The 1,515-nt window shown below is 54.5% G+C and carries 2 protein-coding genes; both read right to left on the bottom strand.

From position 1 onward, the window contains the following. Positions 1 to 179: 179 nt before the first annotated feature. Positions 180 to 554: a hypothetical protein gene (locus FVW20_RS14925; RefSeq protein WP_196610224.1), complete on the bottom strand. Its 375-nt coding sequence runs from the start codon at positions 552 to 554 to the stop codon at positions 180 to 182. Positions 555 to 572: 18 nt separating this feature from the next. Then, positions 573 to 809, bottom strand: a complete 237-nt coding sequence (locus FVW20_RS20165; protein ID WP_196610223.1) for a helix-turn-helix domain-containing protein — start codon at positions 807 to 809, stop codon at positions 573 to 575. Positions 810 to 1,515 lie beyond the last annotated feature (706 nt).

Here is a 1,515-nt window from a genome sequence, read left to right as displayed (position 1 = left end):
CTTTCCAGGGTGGCGTGAGACCAAGACCCAAGGCGAATATTTGTTCGGCAAGCATGGCAATCCTCCTGAGGGAGGGCTATCCAAACTGGGCGAGGTCGGTCAATTCCACATTAAACGTCGAAGAACCCAATTCTTGTTGGTTGGGGTGGGGGGGGTATCACCTCCCCACCCGCTATTCATTAGTCCGTGACAACGCTAAGCACGAGGCTCGTGCCGTTGAGTTCGCACTTGACCAGGTCGCCTGCGGTCGCTCCGAGTTGTTTTTGGACTGCAGGCGGTAGTGCTTTTGCCGTTACGACTTCGTATTGTGGCTGCTGGACACTGAACCCTTCGGCGCAAAGTGCGGCGATGTGGCTGTTGAGCTGCTGTGCAGTGAGGCCGAGCTGATGGCGGATTTTGAGGAGCGGGACGCCGTTGCCGAGCAGGTCCTTGACCGTGCTCCTTTCGGTGTTGAGCTGGCTCGCATTCTTTCGAGTCCTTTTGCTCTCTGGGGCCGGCGTGCGTGTGGCGTTTTCGATGTGCGTCGAGTCACTTGGGCGAAAGTGCATGGACATGGCGCTCTCCAGTGATGGTTAGTAGGTGATTGAATGGGCGTTCATGTAGTCTTCAACGGCCCGACGGGCATAGCGCACGGATCGGCCGAGCTTCACGTATGGGATGCCCATGCGGCGCTGGCGATGGTTCCGTAAGGTGGACACGCTGAGTGAAGTCAGCAGTGCAACCTGCTTTTCTGTCAGCCATCCGGGCAATGCCTCTGGTGCGTGGACTGGCGAGAGAAATGGAGTGGCGGAGGTTTGTGCAGTGTCCATTGTGTTCCCCTTGTTCGGTGCGCCTTTGTGATTGTGCGCACTTTGCTGATTGGTAGTGCGTAAATTTTGTCATAGACGTCGTGGCGATGTCTCGTGGCGCGTAAGTTGTGTGCTTATGTGCTTTTGAGAGTTATGCCAAAGTGTCACATCATGCAGAAAATTTTTCTGCATGATGAATATGATGTGAACGGCAGGAGTCGTCCACATTTTGAAAGCGAAATTATAGTGCCAAAGTTGGTAAAGCATTCCTAAGTGTGGCGTGGTGCGCTATTTTTTAGGCGCAACATAGCTACAATGCACGATCCTGTGCGGATTGGGTGCGGCTTGGTTTGCTTTTATTGAGAAGGGAGCGCTGCTTGTGTCAGGTCGGCGCGGCGAATTATGTCGTACGCTATGGCTGACGGTGCATGCTGCGTAAGGCGAGGAGAGGGGGGGGCGCTGAGGGTTCCATTGGCGTCTCCTGATTTTCTGAATGCCTTAAAAAGAAGGTAATACCTAACCAAACCGGACCTGTGATAGGCAGGTCTGGACATGAGAGAATGCCCGAAGTGCACATACACCCGAGCTTGGCGTCTCGCTGATGGCCGTTTCAAATGCCGTCGGTGCGGTAGCAAGTACTCGTGGAAAACCGCCTGGGAACTTAGCCGCCTTCCCGAAGCCAAAAAGCTCAAGGCGTTGGAACTCTTTGTCTATGGCGTCCCTGTGT

Source organism: Nitratidesulfovibrio oxamicus (assembly GCF_015731765.1).
In the GTDB taxonomy this organism is placed as follows: Bacteria; Desulfobacterota; Desulfovibrionia; order Desulfovibrionales; family Desulfovibrionaceae; genus Cupidesulfovibrio; species Cupidesulfovibrio oxamicus.
This window is presented reverse-complemented; position numbering and strand designations above follow the sequence as displayed.

What these genes read in the sequence shown, in the direction of transcription:
- FVW20_RS20165 (WP_196610223.1), bottom strand. Translation starts at nt 809, where the DNA reads ATGGACACTGCACAAACCTCCGCCACTCCATTTCTCTCGCCAGTCCAC.
- FVW20_RS14925 (WP_196610224.1), bottom strand. Translation starts at nt 554, where the DNA reads ATGTCCATGCACTTTCGCCCAAGTGACTCGACGCACATCGAAAACGCC.